The 21,419-nt window shown below is 44.0% G+C and carries 16 protein-coding genes; 11 read left to right on the top strand and 5 right to left on the bottom strand.

The features are described from left to right. Nucleotides 1-9: 9 nt before the first annotated feature. Entirely contained in the window at nt 10-501 is a 492-nt protein-coding gene (mobI, locus tag KV201_RS20485) for a conjugative transfer protein MobI(A/C) (protein ID WP_083848305.1), read from the bottom strand. A gap of 655 nt (nt 502-1,156) precedes the next feature. On the opposite strand from mobI, the gene KV201_RS20480 reads away from it, so the two are divergent. The 7 genes from KV201_RS20480 to KV201_RS20450 all read left to right on the top strand — a co-directional run bounded on the left by KV201_RS20480 (nt 1,157) and on the right by KV201_RS20450 (nt 11,617). Further along, nucleotides 1,157-2,224 (top strand): hypothetical protein, encoded by a 1,068-nt coding sequence (locus KV201_RS20480; protein ID WP_011711604.1) that lies wholly within the window; start codon nt 1,157-1,159, stop codon nt 2,222-2,224. 8 nt (nt 2,225-2,232) lie between these two features. After that, nucleotides 2,233-2,520, top strand: a complete 288-nt coding sequence (locus KV201_RS20475) for a hypothetical protein (RefSeq protein WP_011711605.1) — start codon at nt 2,233-2,235, stop codon at nt 2,518-2,520. A 98-nt stretch (nt 2,521-2,618) separates the two neighbouring features. Beyond that, the gene (traF, locus tag KV201_RS20470) at nt 2,619-3,614 is read left to right on the top strand and encodes a conjugal transfer protein TraF (protein ID WP_037426922.1); all 996 of its coding nucleotides are present in this window, start codon (nt 2,619-2,621) and stop codon (nt 3,612-3,614) included. Next, nucleotides 3,611-5,005: a conjugal transfer protein TraH gene (locus tag KV201_RS20465; protein ID WP_037426927.1), complete on the top strand. Its 1,395-nt coding sequence runs from the start codon at nt 3,611-3,613 to the stop codon at nt 5,003-5,005. The genes traF and KV201_RS20465 overlap by 4 nt, the downstream gene beginning before the upstream one ends. A 3-nt stretch (nt 5,006-5,008) precedes the next feature. Next, complete coding sequence (locus tag KV201_RS20460; protein ID WP_226060383.1) at nt 5,009-10,057, top strand: conjugal transfer protein TraG N-terminal domain-containing protein; 5,049 nt, start codon at nt 5,009-5,011, stop codon at nt 10,055-10,057. Between the two features lie 110 nt (nt 10,058-10,167). Beyond that, nucleotides 10,168-11,058 carry a hypothetical protein gene (locus KV201_RS20455; RefSeq protein ID WP_037431066.1) on the top strand — a complete coding sequence of 297 codons (891 nt, stop codon included), beginning with the start codon at nt 10,168-10,170 and terminating at the stop codon, nt 11,056-11,058. A gap of 13 nt (nt 11,059-11,071) precedes the next feature. Then, a complete protein-coding gene (locus tag KV201_RS20450) occupies nt 11,072-11,617 on the top strand; it encodes a hypothetical protein (RefSeq protein ID WP_011711610.1) in 546 nt (181 codons plus the stop codon). An 87-nt stretch (nt 11,618-11,704) separates the two neighbouring features. On the opposite strand, the gene KV201_RS20445 is transcribed toward KV201_RS20450, so the two are convergent. Together KV201_RS20445 and KV201_RS20440 are read right to left on the bottom strand one after the other, a co-directional pair. Beyond that, the gene (locus KV201_RS20445; RefSeq protein ID WP_011711611.1) at nt 11,705-12,610 is read right to left on the bottom strand and encodes a hypothetical protein; all 906 of its coding nucleotides are present in this window, start codon (nt 12,608-12,610) and stop codon (nt 11,705-11,707) included. A 143-nt stretch (nt 12,611-12,753) separates the two neighbouring features. After that, nucleotides 12,754-13,626, bottom strand: coding sequence for a DNA replication terminus site-binding protein (locus KV201_RS20440; protein ID WP_011711612.1), 873 nt, complete (start codon nt 13,624-13,626; stop codon nt 12,754-12,756). A gap of 120 nt (nt 13,627-13,746) precedes the next feature. Between KV201_RS20440 and KV201_RS20435 the strand changes: the two genes are divergently transcribed. Together KV201_RS20435 and KV201_RS20430 are read left to right on the top strand one after the other, a co-directional pair. After that, on the top strand, nt 13,747-14,490 hold the full coding sequence (locus tag KV201_RS20435; protein ID WP_011711613.1) for an OmpA family protein: 744 nt from the start codon (nt 13,747-13,749) through the stop codon (nt 14,488-14,490). 75 nt (nt 14,491-14,565) lie between these two features. Beyond that, complete coding sequence (locus KV201_RS20430; protein ID WP_011711614.1) at nt 14,566-15,285, top strand: hypothetical protein; 720 nt, start codon at nt 14,566-14,568, stop codon at nt 15,283-15,285. Between the two features lie 2 nt (nt 15,286-15,287). Here KV201_RS20430 and KV201_RS20425 read toward each other — a convergent pair whose 3' ends face one another. Both KV201_RS20425 and KV201_RS20420 read right to left on the bottom strand, forming a co-directional pair. Continuing rightward, a complete protein-coding gene (locus tag KV201_RS20425) occupies nt 15,288-15,530 on the bottom strand; it encodes a hypothetical protein (protein WP_041413326.1) in 243 nt (80 codons plus the stop codon). 570 nt (nt 15,531-16,100) lie between these two features. After that, the gene (locus KV201_RS20420) at nt 16,101-16,385 is read right to left on the bottom strand and encodes a hypothetical protein (protein ID WP_037431062.1); all 285 of its coding nucleotides are present in this window, start codon (nt 16,383-16,385) and stop codon (nt 16,101-16,103) included. A gap of 109 nt (nt 16,386-16,494) precedes the next feature. On the opposite strand from KV201_RS20420, the gene KV201_RS20415 reads away from it, so the two are divergent. Further along, entirely contained in the window at nt 16,495-18,876 is a 2,382-nt protein-coding gene (locus KV201_RS20415) for an Ig-like domain-containing protein (RefSeq protein WP_226060381.1), read from the top strand. Between the two features lie 10 nt (nt 18,877-18,886). Next, the gene (locus KV201_RS20410; protein ID WP_226060379.1) at nt 18,887-21,304 is read left to right on the top strand and encodes an Ig-like domain-containing protein; all 2,418 of its coding nucleotides are present in this window, start codon (nt 18,887-18,889) and stop codon (nt 21,302-21,304) included. Nucleotides 21,305-21,419: the final 115 nt, after the last annotated feature.

Here is a 21,419-nt window from a genome sequence, read left to right as displayed (position 1 = left end):
ATAATCCTCCTAGGATTGTTTTCGCTCTATGCGACGTAGTTTGACTTTTGCTTCATGTAGACACTCAAGGGTTTCTCTCAACGGAGCCAATCGATTCTCTGTGTCTTCAATCATTCGCGCCTCCCACTCTGGGGATTTGCGGGTTAACTGGTCTAAGGTGTATCCGCGCTGGGTCGGTTTAACGTCATCGCCCCAAGACTTGCTGATGTTTCCAACTCGCCCTGGTCGATACCTCGTCCAGACCAAATACACCTTTTCGTTTTTTACAACGACCCGGGGGGCCATCTCACCGCCACTAAACTTCCCACCGTCATCACTGCGCAACTGACGGTTTGAAGATCTCCATTTCAGCCAGTAATCATCGACAATGACCTTTGCCTGAAACTGAGCGGCTTCAATCAACCCCTCTAGGCTTCTGATGGTATTCACCAACTGGAACCCTAATGCGGGTACGGGCTTCCCGTTCTCAGAGCTACCCGAAGTACCTGAGTAGTCATTCATTCATTTACCTACTGTTTGTTCGTCTTCAGTAATCCGTTTTCGGCCTACGGGGACAACTCATGCAGAAACCCAGTTCGTTGGCGAACTCGTGTCGCTCACTAATCGTCATTCTGCCAGTTGAGTTTGGGATAAATCCCAGGTGCCTCCGGTGTTGGCCATCCTTTGAAGATTTTCAGTTCGTTGGCCAACTCATGCTTTTCGCGTGATATACACACCGATTCATGGGCAAGCCCCCTGAGAAATCCTTTCTCACGTCTGCGATTCAGTTGGCCACTTCAGGTTTTTTCCCAGTTCGTGAGCCAACTTGCGCTTTCAGAGCGTTGATTTACTGATTTTGGAAGCCGTTAAAACTGCTTAATTTCGAAGAATCCAGAGTAGGAATTTCGCTACTAAGCCAGACTTAGTTGCACTTCAGTTCGTTAGCCATTTCATGTTTTGATTAATTCACTAGCGACATGTTATGGATAACAAAGTGCATAATATACACACAAAATAAATAATACACGAGCTAAATATATTGTGTATTATATGGATCCCAGATTGGTATTGGAATGGTAAGAATAATCTTCAAGAGCAAGCTGGAAAGGTTTTGGAAGTCTCTTAAAACCCTCTTAAAACCCCAGATTGGGGGTCATTTGGTGTGGAGTTGGTATTTATGAATAATCCCGTCATCATCACAGTCGATGTTGGCTATGGCACAACGACTTGTGTACACAAGGAATCGCTAGGCAATTACTCAGTGAAGACGTTCCCGTCCCTGCCTATTCCGATTAAATCGGATATTAATCTGGGTTTAGCAGGCGAGGAACGCGATGTAACAAACGTGGAAGTCGATGGAATCACCTATGAGGTTGGTTCAGACGTAGGGACCTCGGTCGGTTCGCGAAATGTTCGCGTTCTCAACACAGAATCGTTTATCACGAGTGACCGCTATAAAGCGTTATTGTTTGGCGCCCTGTCATTTTTAGGCAAATCAAATCACATCGATATAGATGTGTTAGTGCTTGGTCTGCCAGTGAGTGTCATGTTCAGGAAAGATGAACTCGCCAAGATTTATACCGGCACTCACCAAATCACACCGAGTCGCAAGGTCACCATTCGTCAGGTCTTGGTTTTTGAACAACCGCTTGGTGCGTTGATGTCATTTTTGCGCCAAGGCGGAAATGAACGCTTTGCCCAGTGCAAAGATAAAACCATGTTATCCATTGACCCAGGTTATATGACCACCGACTTCATTACGTCGAAAGGATTGAAGGTCAGTCCAAATCGTTCTGGTGATTCTGAAACTGGGATGTCCAAAGTGATTGGTGCAGTCGAAGTCGCGCTGCGCTCGCAACTCGAAGGTTTCAACATCAAACAGATTAACCCTGAGTTGATCGACCAAGCCTTTATCAGTGGTGAGCTTAAGCTGTACGGTAAAGCGATGAAATTCCCTAAGTGCGATCTATTTGATGTGACTAGCGCGATTCGGTCTGTTACTGACGAAGCATTAACAAGTGTCGTCAACAAAGTAGGTGATGGTCAGGACATTGACCTGATTATTGTCTCCGGTGGTGCCGCAGCGGTATACCTGCCTTCGATTCAGCGCGCATTCCCTTTCCACAAAATCGAAGTCGTTGATGACTCTCTGACAGCTGTTGCCCGGGGCTTGCAAACCGCAGGCGAGCAATTCATTCGTGGAGCCATAGCGCGAGGCGATTATCAAAAGTTAAAAGCAGTCTGAGGTGAGGGATGCCCAAAACAATCGAGAGACACATTCGGATTGCCGATGATACTCACCCGCTAATTTTCGCTCATTTAGATCAGTTTGGGCCAAAGGCACTGACCCGCGAGATGATGACCCTGATGGAATTTGGATTAATGGTGAGACAGCAGGGATTTAATCTAGGCACTGTGTTGGCGCCGAAGGTAGAAGTCGAAAGTGAAAGGGAGAAAGTGGAAGCAGATGCAGAACCTCGAAGTCCAATGGAAGATGACTTTGATATTAGTGATGATTTTTTTGTCGCCCGAGAAACGTGAAAAACAATAAATCAGCCGCCTGCAATTAAGGCGGCTTTTTTTCATCCAGTGAGGCGTGATATATTTAGCCTATAGAATATAAAAAGTGTGTTGGCGTAATGAAAGTAAATAAATTGATGGCTTTGATTTTTGCGGCTCTGGCTCTGCCAGTTGTGGCAGAAGATCCTGCAAATAGCAATGATGGTGGTAACTTCTATAAACAACGCGAAAAGGGCTGGTATTGGCACGAGTACATTCCTGAGCCCGAAGAAAAGGAAGAGGAAGAACCTATAGTGCCAACGCCATCTTCTGCACCAACTGAGACTGAAACGAGTAAAAATTCAGTAGAGGCCATGAGCGTTAAGTGGTTCCAAGAAAACTTGCCCAAGGCAAAGGAGTTGGCGCTTAACACTGGAAAACCAGAAGACGTTAAACGCTACCTTTACATCCAGCGTGCCGCAATAGATCGCGCCAACCAGTTTGCCGCTACTTATATTTCCGAACAAATGTTTGACCCTTACCTCGATGAAGGGTTACGCCGTCCTGAAAACGACGTGACGCTGCAAACTTTCAAAGGCGCTCAGTCTGAAAACCAATGGAAGTTAATTCAAGCCATCGGCAAGAAAGCCACCCTCATTTATTTCTATGGCTCTCAGTGTCCGTATTGCGCAAAGCAAACTCCCTACCTAATCCGTCTGGCAAAGGAATATGGATGGTCGATCATGCCTGTTTCTCTCGATGGCGGCACCGTTCCAAATGATGACTTTTTAGCATTAGGCGATTATCGAGTGGCGACTTCCGACATGGCGCAGCGCTTCGACGTCTTGGCGACACCAACACTGTATCTAACCAACAACACGGGTGATTACTTCCTGTTGGGTTCTGGGCTAATCGGCATGGATTCTCTCAGTGAAAGGATCATCGAACTCGCTAGCCGCGAGAAAATTATTAGCCAAGCAGAACTTAATAATGTGAAGCAGGTACGAGCTCTGTATATGACCGATGCAGAAGCCAAGGTTGACACGCAAAAAGTGTATGAAGACCCAGACTACCTCATTAACAAGATGCGGAATTTTATGCTCGGAAAACCTGATAGCGAGGGTGAACAAGAATGAAAAAGAAAGTTATAGTTGCTTTACTTTGTTGCCCGTTATCAGCGACAGCTGCAAGCGGGTTAAACAATTTATGGGATCAGATGTTGTCTGCCAGCTCCGGTGCAACTTCATATTCAGGCGCTAAACGTGACGGATTTTCTCTGGGGAGTGCGTCGGTACGGATTAAAACCACTAACGAAAAGATTGTGGCGGTTAGGGCTCCTTACCTTCAATCATCCTGCAAGGGGATCGACTTCTTCGGCGGCTCACTGTCCATTATAAAACGTGAAGAGCTTGTTCAGATGGCAAGATCTATCGCCGCCGCCGCCCCGATGTACGCATTCCAATTAGCAATGGGAATGTTATGCCCGGACTGTAATGCAATTCTCGCAGACCTAGCGAAACGCCTCAATGCGTTAAATGATTTTATCAGCAAAGATTGCGAGGAATGGGCTGATCTGGCCGAGCAACAGTGGCCATCACTTCAGGTACAAAGTGACCGTAAAATGTGGAAAGCCTACAATGATTCGGCGGGTGCTTGGTTTGATTCATTCGCTTCATCGACGGTTGAGCGCAGTTCAATAGACTCCCACTCGAAAGCTGCGCAGTTGACTCAGGCTGGCGACGAGATGCAGTTCAACTCGGTGTATGAAACCTTCATGCAGTCTGAAACTACCGTCCCAACCCTATCCTCAGACCGCCATGTCGTCGCTCAAATGTTAATGACTATTTTAGGGACTGAAATTTATAAATTCGACAGCACATTAACTGCATCGGCTTCAGCAGGAAGTGATGCGGTCAGTCAGTCATTTAGCCCACAAGTTTCATTGAAAGACTTGTATCAGCCTCAAGCGACTACATCAATGGCTGTAGCTAAACAAATGGTGGTCTGTGAGCAGGCCCAATCTGCCGATAGCAAGTGTCTATCGGCTAAGGTCGCGACTGTACCAATTAGCGATCCACGCTATTTGGATTCGTTCTATCGATTTTATGGTGATGCAATTTGTGGCTTAGTCGATTCTAACTTAGTCGGTTCGAGCATCATGGCCATCTATGCTCAGAAAGGAAATTATAGTGATTCTCAAGCACAGATCATGGCCAATATGAGAAGTGAATTTGAAGACATTATTAAACGAGCCTCAACAGTCAATGTCATCAATACAGGTAATTGTAAGTTTATCTCCGAAGCGATGGCCATAGATGCAACCCAGCAGTTGCTTGACGGACTACGAATTGCCGCGAGTAAGATGGCTTCGACTGATAAAGGTCAGCGCGGCGCGTTTTCATCAAAGTTGTTAGAGAAAATCGACGCGCTGAGCCTCGAAAGGGAAGAAATGGCCAACAGAAGACGTGAAATGGAGCAGGAACTATTAAGTCAGATCAACTTTAGTGCAAGTATGAGAGGTAAGTAATTCATGTTAACTATCTACTCTCTCGGTGACCTCGATTTATTGATAAAGATGGCGCAATCGGCGGAATTGGCATTCAGTGATGGCGGCATTGCAAATAGCAATCTTATTGCGATTGGATTGGGTATTACCCTGCTAGTGTCTGCTTTCAAGCAAATTTTTGCCCCTGATAAATTCCATGTAAAGGAGTTTTTCATCGCCTTGTTCACTTACATGTTTTTGTTCACCCCGAAGGTGGATTTTTACGTTGAGTCAGTCAGAACGGGCGAAGTGTCTCAGTCATTTACTTTGCCCTTTGGGATTGTGGCGCCAGCTGCATTAGCTACCATGATTGGTGGTGGTTTTGCTCAAGGGATGTCAGAAGCATATGCCAGTATAACACCTGATTATGACACCGAGCCAGGCACCAACATAGACCCTCTAAAAGCGTTACTTAAAGCCCGATTTGTCGGCACTTCTGAGGCAGATGCGAGTTATCGTTCTGTCGGTGAAAATTTGGGTGCGTACTTTAAAAACTGTTATTTCGAAGACATTCGGAACGGTAAAAATCCGACGGGACAGGCGGTACAGGAGGTAAATCACGACGAGAGTGTCACTGGGGCGTTTGACTTCACTAAATTAAAAGTCACCTCGGGAAGCTGGTATACGCCTTACTATGATGTTAACACCAAGTCATACACCAAAATTACCTGTACCGATGCTTATGCCAAGTTAGGCAATGATCTCTCTGACAGCAGTCCTTGGGCCGAAGAAATGAAGGGGAGAGCCGCCATAATGTATAACATGGCAGAAGAGTCTCAAGTTGAGAAAGTCTTCGAGTCCTTAACAGGGGATACTGCTAACCTCATAAATTTGTATCGAGCCAACTTTGTAAAAGCAATGATGGCCAAAGTTGGGGCTAGCTATGTAGAGTTAGAGCCCTCTGAACGATTGGCGTTTCAGCAAGAATTTGATGCGATTCAACAGCGTCACTTAAGCCAAGCAGCTCAGTCTTCATTTTTCTTGGAAACTGCCCCTGCACTTATCACTTGGTTTGAGTGTTTTATTTTCCTCATTGCTCCGCTGCTTCCGGTTTTCCTGACCTTCGGCTCCAAAGGGATCATGATGGCCGGAAAGCTCTATTCATTTCTACTCGCTGTGAACTTTTGGCCGATTATCCAAGTCGGCGTCAACATGTATACCAACCACTATTTCAATAAGCTGATGTGTTCTCTGCCAGGGAATGATTCGAGCTCGGTTCAGAACTGCATGATTGCGCCTAGCATGCGAAATTGGAGTATCGATTCTCTGGGGGGAATGGATAGCGCCTACACCACACTTGAGACTTTTGTATCTCAAGCGGCAATCATTCAAACGATGGTGCCAGCGCTGGCTATGATGATTGTCTTCGGCGGTGTGCATACTATGATGGGGGCAACACAAAAAGCCCAAATGGGCGCCAACATGGATGCCAAGGGCGTATCACCACAGACGGTCAATAGCGATGGTAAAACCGTTTCGTCAGGTGGTTATAGTCAGACAATGACATCGAATGGTGAGTGGATGGAAAGCCGTCAGGGTGCCGGAAATATGGCTGGGCTTAGTACGGGGGGGGCAACCTATAACGCTCTATCTGCAGGGGCAACTGCCCTTAGTAAAGCAATATCTGACGTTAGCAGTATTACACAATCGGATACAGCGGCAAGGCAAGCGGTTGGTGCTGCTAATGAAAGGTTAATCACTTCGGTAGGAACCGGAAATGTCTTCCAAAATGGCGCTCAAGCAGGGTTAGGGTATGAAGAAACTCTTGGTTTCGCAGCAACTTCTCTAATAGGAAAGGGAAGCGAACATGGATCTAGCGAAGTAAGAGCGAAAATATTGAACACCTTGGCGTCTATGAATGAAACGGAAGCCAATGAGTTTGCGACGAGTTTTGGGGTAGGACTGGCGCTTGGCCATAGCGGAAGTTCAAAAACAGAAAGCGCTAAAGGTATTAATCCGGTATCGACATTGCTTAGTACGCTTGGTGTTAATGCCAAAGCCGATGCTACATGGTCGCAAACACAATCCACAATTAGGTCTCAGCTTCAATCAGAGGGGGAAACCAACACAAGCACTTTAACGTCTGCAGAGAAAGAGAGCGTCGCCAAGGCATACCAAGAACAAAATACGGAGGCAAACCGCAAGACCTACAACTCAACTCAAGTAGATACGTCTTCTGCAGTTTATCAAGATGCAAAGTCTAGAGATGAAGCTGTATCACAGCAGCGAACCACAGGCGAACAATTGCAACAGGCAGAGGCTAGATCTCGTGAATTACGTGATGGTGTTACTTCGTCAGGTTCGGCTGGTAGTAGTGCGAACATTAAGTTTGGCGAGCTGATTTCTACCAATAATTCGGGATTATTTACTAAAACGGATACGTTACGCCAAATTGCTCAGAATGCCGCTGATGGCGCGATGCGAGGCAAATATGGAAACGATTGGGATGCTGCTACGAATGGCTTGGATACGCTCGACTTTATAAGCACAATGAGTGCTTTAGATGCTAAAGCCGCTGGTGCTGGGGCTGGGACTGGGACAGCAGAAGAAGCCAAGTTGAATGCGATGAAACAGGACTATGCCGCTAATCAATCATTATATGACGTGGCTCGAGATAATAATGCTCTACAGGGGATTGTTAATAATTCGCAGACTCTTATGTCTGCGAATGGAAAACCAATTCCTCTCAATGATGTAGGCTCAATAGCTGACCGATCTGTCGGTATGTTATCGGATATAATGTCACGTACTCAATCAGACCCTATGATGGCTGACGCGGTTCGACATCTTACCGTAGGTTCGGCTATCGGATTTGCCGCTGTAAATGGAACGGAATCTGCCAACACGACAGCGATGGCTGTAGGTGACCGATTCACACAAATTGGTCAGTCACAAATATCGGATTACGACAAGCCAGCCCTAACGAGCGAGCAACAAAAGTTCAAGTCTGATCAAGAGGCAGGTATTGGAGCAACAGGTCAGCGCATTAACAAAGAAGGTCAAAAGGTAGAAGATGAGGCAGCACAAAGAGCTAAGGACTTTAAGCCTTCTAAAGAGGATTACGATAATCAACATCTAGAGTCGCCTGCAAAATGGACACCTGAACAGCAGCATAAACTTGATAAGTTAGACAGGAATATTGATGACCTTTGGAAGAAGTTGGAAGAAAGCCAAAAGGTCGGCGGAACCGCTGGTGTGAACAATATCATCGATACTTTGGGGCAAGAGCTTAAGTCGGGAACTTTTGGTGCGGTATCGCCAAAGGTTGTTGATGACGTTATGAAGGTGATGAAATCAGCTGCAGAGTCTCCAGCTGAATTGTCTAGGGTGCTAAATGATTTTGCGAATAGACAATCAAGTTATTACACCGGCGATCACGCATCTCAAGTGGCGCCAGTTATCGCTGCGATGGCTAACGCGGCCGATGGATTACTGGGTAAGGCCATTGACAGTGGTCAATTGAGCCCAAGCGAGAAGTCAGTATATCAAAATGCACAACAAGCCTTTGGTCGTGTGAACGAAGCGTATGCTAGTCAAGATATTGCAGATCGGCAATCCCATGCGGGTAATGCTGCGGCTCAAGTTATTTCGACGTTGGGCTCCGACAAGGATATGAATACTCAAAAAGCTGTTGCTCTGGCATCAGTAATTGCGGCAGACGGTGATACTAAAAATCCATTACCAAGCGCTGAATTTAGTCGATTGCAAAGAGATGGCAATCCATCTAAAGACGAAGTGCTAGATATGAAACTCGTAACTGATCGTGCTCAAGATATTGTGACTCAAGCAATGGCACAAGAAGGGTTATCGGAGCCTGTGAGAGAAAGATTAGTTCAGACGCTTCAAGGCTTACAGGACTTTGATCAGAAATTATCAACATCACGCAACTCGGACGCACATACAAGAACAGGTACAAGTTATGACCATGCAACTGACTATGACGATGCAACCAAAAATAGTCCGGTAATGAGTGGGCTAAGCTCAAGCGAACGGATTCATCTAATGGATGGATTCCACCGCATTGGTGAGGGAGAAGGTTCAACTCAATCTAGGATGGAGAACACCCGATTTAACGGTCAAGGTGCGAACATGCAACTTGAGTCCATTGCCAATAAGATGTCGCCAGAAGATAAAGCAGCAATTTTAGGTTCTCTTCCAGATTCGGTAAGGGCGAATGTCGAGCGAGGTATGGAATTAACCGCAAGCAATTCATCGCCATCAAGTGAAAAATTTCCCATAGGTGAGACACAATTCCCATCAAGCCCAGTGGCTTCGGCTCAGGGTGATGCGGTGAGCCAACAAGGCGCAGCGCCTGCAACTACGGCTCAGGGTGATGCGGTGAGCCAACAAGGCGCAGCCCCAGCGGCCACGGCTCAAGGTGACACGGTGAGCCAACAAGGCGCAGCGCCTGCAACTACGGCTCAGGGTGATGCGGTGAGCCAGCAAGGCGCAGCCCCAGCGGCCACGGCTCAAGGTGACACGGTGAGCCAACAAGGCGCAGCGCCTGCAACTACGGCTCAAGGTGACACGGTGAGCCAACATGGCGCAGCCCCAGCGGCCACGGCTCAAGGTGACACGGTGAGCCAACATGGCGCAGCGCCTGCAACTACGGCTCAGGGTGATGCGGTGAGCCAACAAGGCGCAGCGCCAGCGGCCACGGCTCAAGGTGACACGGTGAGCCAACAAGGCGCAGCGCCTGCAACTACGGCTCAGGGTGATGCGGTAAGTACAGCAAGTCCTGAAAGAAGTGAACCAGAGGTTCGTTATGTCGAAACTCCTGCCGAAAATTCTACGCAATCGGGAAGTACAGTTGTTGAGAACAATCCTTTCGCCTTCGATGGTAATCAAGCTGGATTCAATTTCTCTGTAATGGGCGGATTTGGGAACAACGTCCAACCCTCAAACGTGAGTTATAACAGTGTTGATTTGGTGGGTGGTGTTGCGGCCAGCGGTCACTCTGTCGCAGGTTCCAGTAGTAGCGGTGGACCATCTATGGACACTTCCAATAGCAACGTGCCAACGATGGAGCGTTGATTGATTGAGGTTTTAAATTCGGCGGTTTTTACCGCCGTTTTTTTTGGGAAATTTGTTGTTTTTGAATAGTGATGTAGCATGGATGGAAATGTAGTGGTAGGGGAAAAATTTTGAAGATATTTAGCCTATTAGTGGCAGCTTGTTTTAGTTCAGTCAGTATTGCCAATGCTGAAGAGATAACAGTTACAGAGTCAGCAACCGATTTATGGGGTGTGAGTTATTTAAGTGGTAAACCAGTGGGCCGCAAAATGTCACTCAACAATTTCAAGGCGGATCTAATTGACCGAGCGGCGAGAAAAGCAATTTACTCTAAATTAAACCCTACAGCACAACAGGGCGTATTGATCAGGTCATCATCTAATGACGAATCGGTATTGCATGAGGTCGTTACTGCAAGTTCTTATATGTATTCTGTAAATAGTGTTGAATTCGGCTATAACGTGTTGCCTGCAGGTATTGAGATTAAAGCAGATATAACCGTTAGCATTCGTCCTTATGACGAGTCCATGCTGTTAAAACAGTTGGAAACGGATGTTCATCTATCGTCGCAGAATAGGCGCCACTGGACACCGATTGATGGACGCTATTTGAAAGAAAAAGAAGATAGAATTTATGGCACTCCTAATAGTTTGTTTGTGATCACCGGCAATCATGAGAACACTATGCCCTCCGACTATCAGTTTGTGTCTACTGAAACCTTTTTGGATTATTGGGTCATACGATACAAAGTCATGCTCGCTGACGCTTACGGGCGCCGTGGGGTAAAGGGTTCCTTTTTAGGTACGGTAGATGATGTTAGCTCAAGGCCAGATAAGGTCTTTGATGCCGTACTGTCACATAAGCCTCAACAACAGATTAAATATCCTGACCAACAGATGATTAAAAGGATGGATGGAGCATTAATCTTAGTTGGTAAAAAGGTCGTATCTGTCAACAATTTGAAAAATACGCAAGTACCCATAGGTATGAGCGCAACAATTCAGGCAATGCCGTCGAAGTAGGGATGGATTTTATATGCAAAAAATTAGTGCCGCGCTGCTAATAATTACTATGTTGTTAACTAATACAGATGTCATTGCGGGTGAGTTTGATTATCGTGGTAATGGTGTGTCCAGGTTAATTGTTCATGGATTCGACGACGCCGATTCGCTTGCGCACACAGGAAGTATCAAATCGATTCAATATGCGCTTTACGATGCTTTGATGCAGTCAGGCCGCAAGATTGAAAAGCCTTGGGAAGTTGTGATGGTTTTGAATTTGTCCCCGTATGAAGTTACCGGGAGTGATTTAGCCTTTGAACAAGGAGTGATAGAAGGCCAGTCGGAGCCGATATTTAGAATTGTTGCCAGCAAAACAATAACAGTGAGAGGTGATGTGATTGATCGTGCTTATAAAAATGTTTTGAGGTTGGAGCAAAATCAGGAGTTTCAAAAGGCTTTTGACCAGTATTCTAAAGCGATGAATCATAAAAATGCGGGAGAGATGTCAAGGATCTTTATGAGTTTTGAGGCGCTTGATAAGCTGGGAATTTATCTTGAACACACGATTTCAAGTTATTGATATACAATCGTTTTAAAAATGGCTTTTCGAAGATTTTTGAAATTAAGATATAAAAAAGCTGGGAATGTCCCAGCTTTTTTTAGGAAATTAACCTTGAAGGAAGTTTGTCCAGCCTTTCCAAAGGTCTTTATAAACGCGATCTGGTGCAGACGGAATTTGAGTCGCTAGTTTGTTGCCACTGGCTTTCAATTCGCGATGTTTAGCTCTAAATTCCAACATACTGCTGCAATTCCACTTCTTAACTTCTTTACTAGCTTGGTTAAAAGTGACGTACTTTTGTCTTTTAGCAAGAAGGTCTTTGAACTTGACACCGAATAACATGGTCGGTGCTGCTGGCACAAAGTCAGGCAGTTGTTTATTTGCAGCCATTTCTAAAAATTGAGTTGAAGTGGTGATGTTATTTTCTTTAAACCATCTTTTCACTTTCTCAAGAGTACCTTTTTGGTGGTAATCATAAGGTTCTTCATTTCCTAGGAAATGGTTCCAAGATTGCCACATACCTTTTCTTGTATAGAAAGAACGAGGATCAGAAGGAATGTTTTTAGGTTTTTCATTCTTCTGGTGATACTCCACCCATTCGGCCATTGTTTTAATGCCAGATGCTTTGGCATATTCGGAAGATGTCTCATAACTAGCAAATACGCCGCCGCGACTATGAATGTCATCTTCTTCCGATTGCGGTATTACAGGTGCGTTAGGGTTCAACACCCCCCAACCTTGCCATAATCCTCTACGGCCATAGAATAATGATGGCGACACTGGTAGATATGGAGGGATTTCATTAGCCTCGACGTATCTAAGCCATTCTGCACGACTGGTAACTCCGAGATCTTTTATATACTCCACCCAATCTTCATAAGATAAAAACTGCACCCCTTTCCGTGAGGTTATCATCTTCTCCGAAGCAACTTGCTCTGGTTTTTTGATGTTATCCTTGGGTACGTGCGTTAGTGGTGCAGTAACCGGAAATTTAAGTACGTTGTTGCTATTCATGATGTTTTCTCGATTTTTTGACGGCTTCGCGCTGGCTAGGCTCGTAAAATTCCTGAGAGGGTAGTTGTCTACTCAGTACGATTTTCATCTATGAGTATGTGCGAAATCTCTCACAAACACAATTCAAATATTCTATAGGTTAATTATTCCTTGTTAATCTTTGACATGTAAATGTGTAATTCTGGAATGAGAAGATCCGTGTCAGGCGTTGCATCATTGCGTTTTGAACGTGTCTTAGTACCGTAATTACTTTCTAAGTGTTTGACCTTTATGTCGTAATCGGAGAAAACGAAAAGAGGTGTTTGGCCGTTGTATTGCAGTTTTTCTTTACTACTACCAGCTTTCCAAATGTTGTAAATCGTTGTTGGTATTATGTTTCTTTTTATTCGAAAACTATGTGATTTTTGGTTTTTTTGAAAAATTTCTAGATATTCATTTCCTTTTGAAAATTCCAGAATGTTGTTTTGCACTGCTTTTTGTATTCTTGTTGAAAAATCCTTTTCTTTCAAAACGCGCATTCCACTTCTCATGTACCAAGAGACTGAAATGGTAGATTTTTCTTCGCATTTTAAAACGTGGATTTTTCTTGTGAGCATAACGAGTGAGCACAATGTATTTTGCCGGGCTAACGTTGCTCTTAACTTGTGTAGGTCATGCGTTGATAGTAACGCTTGAATGTTATCTTTCGTATTATTTATTTTTTCAATCAGTTGATTTATATGGTTATATTCTGAATGAGGGAAAATGATAACACCTGGTGTTATACTGGTTCTGCCGATTGAATCTTCAGAAAGCGTCATTTGAGTTAAGGAAGATGCTATCCACCCTCGCGCTTTGATGTCAGAAAATAGTTCTACTTTGAATTTATCAAATGTTTGGGGTGAAGGAGTTATTTTATAAAAAAATGACTGATTGCTAGCTGCATCAGGAAGATGACTGGCTAGTTCAATTAATTCAAGAGTCAGTTTGTTGTACAAAACATCAAAAGAGTTAATGTCGAATGCGGCGTTAGTCACCGTCTACCTCGTAAAATTCCGAAATTCCCTTTCTTCTGATTCATTTGAAAACTTAGAACTCTTCTAAAAAAATGTTATTATATATTAAAAACTTTGCGTTTAGAAAACTGTGTAGGCCATATGATGAAAATCAACAAACTAGCAACAGTATCACTGTTCGCCATGATGCTTTCAGCGTGTGCTGTATCAGTATCAACTGAAAAACCTGAAATTTCTGATTGCTGTAGTAAAACAATTTATGATCAAAATATCAATGTAAGGCATCAACAAAGATACGATGTTCGGAACCTTTCAGCTGATGCTGGGAGAAAAATAGGCGATCTCGATCTTGCTTTCGAATTGGAAAAGGCGAGAGATGCGGCTGTTAATGATGGCCGTAGCTCCATGATGAATTACTATCGTGATGTTTACCGTGCAGCAGTTTCATCTGCTTACAGTGATAGCTATCTGCCAACGCAAGCGCCAGCTGCAAATGATGAAAAGCGTGATCTGCAACAATTCAATGCTGATGCCCAAATCATTATTCACCAACCCACCGATAGAACGCTTTATTTTGAGTATGATGCTGTCGGCTATTCCGATATTGCCGAGGCTCAATATGTTTTGGCTAAGCACCGTGATTATCTTTTAAAAACCCACGGTAGAGTGCTGGTTGTTGGTTATGCTGATATTAGTGGCTCAGCTGATTACAATCTTGCTCTTGGACGCAAACGTGCGGAGCGAGTAAAAAACGAATTGGTCACCAAAGGGGTGCCTAGTGAACTGATTAGCGTCGTTAGCTATGGGGCTTCGTATTCGCCACCACTTATGAGCGGTCATACTGACAATTTGAAGTTGTGGCGTAAAGTCGAGTTGTATTATTGAGTCGAAAGGCCAATTTTTGCGTCATTTGAAATGTCTGGTCTAATCATAGTCATGATGATTAGTGGAGATTTAAAAATGAATAACAGCTATTACAGCCAACCCGCTTACAACGCAACCCCACAAGCCCAATCTCAATCTGCTCCAATGCAACAGCAGACGCATTATTTTCAACCGCGCCAAGGTAACCCTATGAATATTGGGCCTCACCACGAGGCCGCAAATTATGATGAATATCAGCAGTACCAACCCCAGCATGACAATCGCCGCGGATTTGAAGAGCAATCCGCACAAAGCGCTCAAAATGTTCAGCCTGCAGCTGCTCCAGAATTTGAAAAATCGGTAAAAATCCACGGTAAGGCCGCTGCGCTGACCATCGTCGCATCTGTCACTAAGAAAGGTTTTCACACCTTGAACATTGAAGGCGCAAACGGAATGGGGGATGGCACTAAAAAGTTTGATTGGCAGGATAAGACAATAATTCAAATCACCGCGACTGAATATCGGCATTTGTTAGCCGTGCTATTCGGATTCATTCCATTCATTGAGTTTAAGTCACATGGCCCACAGAAAAACAAAAGCATCTCGGTCAAGCGACAACAGAATGGGTTTTTCTTCTCAATCAATGAGGGTGGCAAGAAGCCAAAAGCTGTTCCTGTGAGCTTTGATGATGCTTACTTACTCGGGGTCTACGCATTGGATGTATTTGCACGAAATTACCCTAACATTGACTCACATTGCCTGTTAAATACCGTTCAAACCTTTACACAGCTGCCGTACTATCCTGTCCAGCAGTAGTGCTAGGCGTTTTCAATCGGCAAGGAATGAGTTTTGAAAGCGCCGTAGGTGTGGATAGCCAGTTGAGGATAATGCGACAGAAGAGTCTCTATCCACGTCTGCGCAACCGATGGATTATCGGTCATGCTTGGAAGTTGGTACTTAACAATGATCTTGTCATTTGATTCTGGGATAACTCCCAGTTTTAAATGGTAGGCCGCGCTGTGACCTCGGGCATGAATAATTTGAACTAGCACTACTGGCATTTCTGACTCTAGTAGTTTACCGCATTCGTCCACTAATTCTGAATATGAAATAAACAATTTACATATGCCTTAGCATTATAGATTTGTGTTATTGACGCTACTATAATCCATCCTAATTCAAATATGGAGATGTAATTTTGTGAATGCGATAAGAATTTGTCACAACAACCCTAAAATCCGAGTATGGTTTGGTACTTCATTCACACCTTACCCTCGCTCAGTTTTTTATTCGTTGATCTCAATTGTGGGTTTCAGCACGTTGTCTGTGATCGTCAACCTCCATAACTCATTAACTCCTTGGGCTGGGATAGTTGTACTTGGGGGGGGCGTTGGTGGCGCTTGGATTAAAGAAAAAGGTCTATATGTCTTATCTTTACGAGTCTGATTGCCTGCTCGAGTTGACACTGTGGGGGGGGCGCATTTGGAGTCGAGAATTCAACTTAGCCAATGATGAACTTAAAATTGAAAGTACAATGAACGCTTATCGCGTGGTTCTCAGTGACAAAAGTATCGTGCTTACCAATTCGCGGGGATTAGCTGAGCAGGTTCATGGGCAGTTAGCAAAACTGATTAAGGTTTGTCACTCTTAGGCTTACTGTATATACGTGTTTCGACTTTCCAAGACTCAACAACCTCCGTGGTTTTCCCACCTTCTGATTTCATCGTTTTTTGTTCCCATGAAGAGACAACTGGCTTGCTGAGCTCATTACGTTCAGCAAGTTCGATGTAAGCATTTTCAGCCATCAATTCGTTTAGGGTTGGCCGTTTCTTGCCATCATCTTTGGCGTAGACATTTAGCGTAGCTGAAGCAATCGCACAAATGGATACGGCTTTAATCAGTCTGATAAGTTTCATGAATTTCCTACCTAGAACTATGGTTTATGTTAGATCTTAACTTAGATTAAATAACATGCAAGCTTAATTATCTGTGTTAAAATAATCGCTCTCGATGAAGGAGCCACTTATGAATTTCAGTCAGCATCGCTACAAACTTTTAGCGGCTGCGTTATTAGCCTTGCCACATTTTGCATTTGCGGAAATTGAAGGTATGACCTTTACGTCTGTTATGCAAGAACAGACGACTTTGACACCTGCTTCGGCTATGGCCATCAACCCGGTTCTTGAACATTCAATGAATGTTTATGTGTCTGCCGGTCTTGACCGAAAGCTAAAACTATATTGGCTTTCTAGTGGGGTCAAGCTTAACGAAGTCAATACGGGTGTGATTGGTGTTTCCGACAGAATTACATTTCAAGGAAAAGACTTTTACGGAAAACAGATCTCTATAGTTGCGCCTAATTCACAGGGAAATTATACCTTACAGGCTGACTTGTTATCCGTTGATGGGAATGTGATTGGCTCTTGGTCTATTCCGGTGACAATAGATACTCAAGCACCAACAGCTAATAGTTCTGATTTAGCTTTTAACTATAGATCCTTCGGTGGAACTTTAGCTTCATATAGCCCTATGGATTTCGGCCAATTAAAACTCACAGGTATTCAAGATACAGGTGCTGGGCTCAAAAATGTTCTCTACATTGTGAAAGATGATGTGAGCCTTTCATTAATAAATTCGATTAATGCTCAATTGGATTTAGATACTTCCACTGCGAGCCTTTCGTCCCTACCATCTGAGGTTTTACCCAGTGATAGAGGTTGGTATCAGGCTGGTTTTAGGGTCTTTGATGCAGCAGGTAATTATTCAGATTTTACTGCTCGCTCGTTTATCGAAAAAGCCTCATATCCCTTACCAGTTCGTAGCGACATTTATGATGCTTCAAGTGCTACGTGGAAGCCGTACACATCTTGGATGACCATCTACAACAATCCGATAAAAGTCCGCTATAGACGGCCCTATTCTGAAACGTTGGAAGCAAACGGGGATTATGGTTGGAGTAGTTATGGTTATCGAGAGGGTGATTTTGTCTATAACGAATTTACTGTCTCATATCCTACAGTAAACCCATATTGGGTTGCGCTGACGAAAAGTGGCATTCACTCAGTCAATTACCTTTCTGATTTCAAGTTCACCCTAGGCCCAGGTGTTGATCGTTCGCCTACTAAGCAACCTGACACTGTACAATGGTTTAGTGAGGAAGGTGGCAGTGGGGGCGAAAGAATCAGTGTTGGCAAATACACAAAAGTGGTAAGGCTTCGTCTAAACAGTGAAAAAATGGGTTATGAACAATTAGCCGTTGTTTCAGGTTTAGGCTCCTGTGTTATCCCAATTGGTGAAACCTATTGCGATGTTACAATCAACAGAGTATTTGAGTCTGGTTTTGGCTATACACCCTACAGCTATGTGGTCTACTCAAGTGTGAACGGTGTCAGTGATGGACGTTTTAGTGCTCAATTTAATTATTGGTATACATATTGGGATTTTATTGCTCCCACAATCGAATCGGTCAATGTTACTGATGATTCAATAACTGTAAACGTGTACGACACGAACACTACTAGCGATTGGCGTTCTGGAATGTGGAAGACAGAGGTTTTCCGATTGCAATCTAGTTTAGGCTTCGCAATATCTCCCGATTCTTGGGTGATCACCGGCACCGGCCGTCATCGAGTTACTTTTAAACTCAATCGATTACCAAGTGGTCGTCAAAATATTTCGTTTTACGCAGATGACACCTATGGTAATCGGGTAACACAGTCGATTCTATCCAATTATCTAAACGACACTACGCCTCCAGTTTTGCGATTGCAATCGCCTTCTGGAGCGCAAATCACAAACGGAAGCACCATTAATGGTTTAGAGAGTTTACGTATCAGCATTACTGATGATAGTGAAGCCAATATCAATTCGGTTGTGCTATCTGGAGGGGCTGCTAAGGATTCAGTTTATGTTTCTACAAATAATTTAGGTGATGGTATTTACGACCTGAATTACCCTCGTTTATTCCCTAGTTTGGAAGCGAATGAAACTTACACTATCAATATTACCGCTCAAGATACAGCAGGGAACGCATCGACGTTAACTTCAACCTTCTTGTATTTGCCTGCCAACTTATTGCAAGTTGGGCAAATGACGACTTTGGCTGTTAATAAACAACTGCAGAACACGCAAAACGACCCAATTACATCAATTAAAACTGGTGTGCTCAGAACGGCTGAAGGACAACTCGCGTCCGGTGCTCAAACGGCATTTATCACGTTACGCAGTGACGCCAAAATCAACGTCAATATCCTTGGTAGCGTGTTGCAACCTGGGGAAACTAAACAAATCACGATCATCCCCAGCATCACAGGTGAAGTTGTTATTCCTGTTTACTCTGCTTCTCCTGGTGTGAAAGGGCAGGCAAGCTTCATGATCGACATTCCGCAAATCACTTCTACCAATTAAAGGGCAGGCCATGCAAATTAATAAATCACTACTTTTAGGGCTGTGTAGCGTCATCTGCTCTGGCATGGCTAACGCGGCAGTAGAAGGCTTTTCGTATACAGACACCAACGCTACAGTGAAAACCACTGAGGGCTCGCTCATTAACCCTCAAACTGATGCGATGGTTTACCTCTCTGGAGGGCTTGATAACAAACTTAAGCTATCAGTCATCAACACCAGTGGAGTGACGGTGTTCAACAACACCACAGATTTTATTCGAGTTTCTGACAGGTTAAGCTTTTCTGGACGAGAATTTTACGGAAAATCAATAACTATCCCCAAATTGATGGATGGTTTGTATAGCCTTAAAATCGAAACGATTAACAGTTCTGGTACAACAATTGATCAGTATACAAAGGTTGTTGAAGTTGATACTGAGGGACCTATCATTGGAGACTGGTATGGAAATGGAACAGGCAATTATGGTGCCGAAACAGGGTCGAATGAGATTTGGTGGCTAAATACACAAAACACCGGCGAAGATTCGAAAATTTGGATAACGGATGTAAAAGGTGCGGTTTCAGGTTCTGTCATTGTACAAAAACTAAATTCCGATTCCATCGTATTAACAAGACCCATGGTCATAGACCAAGCAGCATTCAAAGCTGTGATAAATGCACAAACAGACTTATCAAATATATTACCGTCAAATAACGCTTCTGATCCATATTCAATGCAGGCTCAGCTATATGATGCAGCAGGTAACATCACTCGTTCAACTGTCAAAACATTCTATTACGACAACTATGGTGGGGCTCCATCTTCTCCTTTTGCAGTCTTCGACCCGGATGCAAACTTGGCTGAAAGTGTATCTAGTTCATTTGTAGGTTTTGTAGCTTATACTCCAGGCATGACAGTCAAAACCAACCCCGTTCGATTGTTATATAGAGTACCAGTAGATAACGTTCGAGACGCTGGAGTGAAAGGGGGGCTTGCTCTCGCGAACTCAGTGGGAGCGACAAATGTTATAATTAATGGTGAATACGGTTATTTTGATATGACAGCGCCATTTGGATATAACAACGCAAACCAAATTAAGTGGGTTGACTTTGGTCGATGGATGGCAGGCACTATCCAATACAATTTGTCATTGTCTGAAACTGCTTCAAAATCCCCGGTGTTGACGTCAGCAACATTTTTGTTAAATGACGTTCGAATGTTTATTACGACAGGGATCATGCATCATAATTCGATTTTGCCAGCTACAATGACTGATTTTGAGCTTCGGGTGCAGCCGCGGGATTACGTGCAACGCGCAAGTTTTCGTGGATATTCTTGCGACATTCCAGCAGGTGAGTCAATTTGTAGCTTAACGGGTTTAAAATATGAGATGACCAAAGGTGGATATGGCTATTTGCACGATGCTATCGGTGTTGTGTCAGTGGGCCTGCCGATGGGAACACTTTACGCGAATTACAGCTACGGCGAATCAACCTATAACGATGCTCAATACCCGCAAATGACCAGTTTTAAAGTTGATACGACAACTAACACTCTTACTGCATTTGTTTATCTACCGGGTGCAGGCAGTTGGTTTGAAAGGTTAGTCATGAAGGCCGCTAGAATTAAATATGGTACAAAATATTTAAACCCTATTAGTTCAATTCGCAACGGTGTTAATTGGGAATACGTCTTTAACTTAAATTCTCTGCCGACTGGAAACCATTCACTAGAATTAGAGATGGTCGAGAATCACGGGCCTACCACTGTGTCCCCGCTTCAAACATTCAAAGTAGAAAACGCCACACCAACAATAAGCATTACCAATTCCGGTAGTGCAGTATTCAATGAAATTGTCGGGCTAGATGACTTGGTAGTGTCCATTGCAGATGAATCAAGCTACACCATCGATAGTGTTATTATCTCCGGCGGTTCAGCTAACGACACGGTTTATTTGGCCACTGTAAGTAAAGGCAATAACGTGTATTCATTGCAATATCCAAGGCTTTTCCCATCACTTACATCCGGTGAGATTTATACTTTAACGGTGAAAGCTACCGACGTTTTTGGCAACCAAGGCGTTAGTAGCAAGAGCTTTACTTATCAGCCGCCTAACATAGTAAATGTAGGCTCATTAACCACTCTTGCAGTATCTAGGGATTTAGCTAGCTCTGCAGACAAACCTGTCAGTGAAGTCGTCATTAATGATCTGAGAACAGTTGAAAGCCAGCTCGCTTCGGGACCGCAAGATGCTTTATTTACGTTACGCACTGACGCAGAAATAAGTGTTCAGGTACTTGGTCAAGTGGTAAAGCCAGGTCAAACGGTAACGTTAAACCCGGTGGCTACTTCGGGAGTCGTTAAATTTTCGGTGTATCCCGCGGCGAGCGGTCAAAAAGGGAAGGCACAGTTTTTATTTGAAATATTAGAAGTGAAGAGCAACATCTGATAAGGGCGTTGTTGCCTAAATCAATCTTAGGTATGCCTTTTCCTAAAAGGGTTCCTGGTATTAATTGACCCTCTGGCGAATAGGCATACCCAGTCCTATGACTTTGTTCATCACT

The sequence above is a fragment of the Shewanella sp. SR1 genome (genome assembly GCF_020447145.1).
GTDB classification, from domain to species: Bacteria; Pseudomonadota; Gammaproteobacteria; order Enterobacterales; family Shewanellaceae; genus Shewanella; species Shewanella baltica.
The sequence above is the reverse complement of the archived record's forward strand: the minus strand, read 5'-3'. Positions and strand labels throughout refer to the sequence as shown.

Coding starts and splice junctions, on each gene's coding strand:
- KV201_RS20420 (WP_037431062.1), bottom strand. CDS start 16,385: ATGAAACTTATCAGACTGATTAAAGCCGTATCCATTTGTGCGATTGCT.
- KV201_RS20460 (WP_226060383.1), top strand. CDS start 5,009: ATGTTAACTATCTACTCTCTCGGTGACCTCGATTTATTGATAAAGATG.
- KV201_RS20435 (WP_011711613.1), top strand. CDS start 13,747: ATGATGAAAATCAACAAACTAGCAACAGTATCACTGTTCGCCATGATG.
- KV201_RS20480 (WP_011711604.1), top strand. CDS start 1,157: ATGAATAATCCCGTCATCATCACAGTCGATGTTGGCTATGGCACAACG.
- KV201_RS20445 (WP_011711611.1), bottom strand. CDS start 12,610: ATGAATAGCAACAACGTACTTAAATTTCCGGTTACTGCACCACTAACG.
- mobI (WP_083848305.1), bottom strand. CDS start 501: ATGAATGACTACTCAGGTACTTCGGGTAGCTCTGAGAACGGGAAGCCC.
- KV201_RS20425 (WP_041413326.1), bottom strand. CDS start 15,530: ATGCCAGTAGTGCTAGTTCAAATTATTCATGCCCGAGGTCACAGCGCG.
- KV201_RS20450 (WP_011711610.1), top strand. CDS start 11,072: ATGCAAAAAATTAGTGCCGCGCTGCTAATAATTACTATGTTGTTAACT.
- KV201_RS20430 (WP_011711614.1), top strand. CDS start 14,566: ATGAATAACAGCTATTACAGCCAACCCGCTTACAACGCAACCCCACAA.
- KV201_RS20415 (WP_226060381.1), top strand. CDS start 16,495: ATGAATTTCAGTCAGCATCGCTACAAACTTTTAGCGGCTGCGTTATTA.
- KV201_RS20465 (WP_037426927.1), top strand. CDS start 3,611: ATGAAAAAGAAAGTTATAGTTGCTTTACTTTGTTGCCCGTTATCAGCG.
- KV201_RS20410 (WP_226060379.1), top strand. CDS start 18,887: ATGCAAATTAATAAATCACTACTTTTAGGGCTGTGTAGCGTCATCTGC.
- traF (WP_037426922.1), top strand. CDS start 2,619: ATGAAAGTAAATAAATTGATGGCTTTGATTTTTGCGGCTCTGGCTCTG.
- KV201_RS20475 (WP_011711605.1), top strand. CDS start 2,233: ATGCCCAAAACAATCGAGAGACACATTCGGATTGCCGATGATACTCAC.